This window comes from Pseudoalteromonas rubra, assembly GCF_005887115.1.
Lineage (GTDB): Bacteria > Pseudomonadota > Gammaproteobacteria > Enterobacterales > Alteromonadaceae > Pseudoalteromonas > Pseudoalteromonas rubra_F.
This window is the reverse complement of the sequence record NZ_PNCJ01000148.1, coordinates 1-277: the sequence shown is the minus strand read 5'-3', so window position 1 is coordinate 277 and position 277 is coordinate 1. Positions and strand designations below refer to the sequence as shown.

Sequence of the window (277 nt, the reverse complement as noted above, 5' to 3'; positions counted from 1 at the left end):
CGAATACCAACGCGCTTCACCATCACCGGGATCACCAGTGCGGCCAGCGCAGCAAAGCCGTTATAAGCGGCAAACAGCACGCCAACCCAGTCAGCACCATCATTGTAAGCTTTAGAAGTAACATCAACACTGCCATAGTGGTGGCTGGTCACCGCAGCCGTGGTGTAAATCCACATCGCAAAGAGCGAAAACCAACTGAAAAACTGCACCCAGGCAAGTTGACGCATGGCCTTGGGCATAGTGAAAACATCGTGTACCACCGCAAAGAAGCCGTTGC

The 277-nt window shown here is 53.1% G+C and carries 1 pseudogene; it reads right to left on the bottom strand.

The window, feature by feature from the left end:
* Positions 1–277 (bottom strand): annotated as a pseudogene (locus CWB98_RS23530) (MFS transporter); the annotation flags it as partial.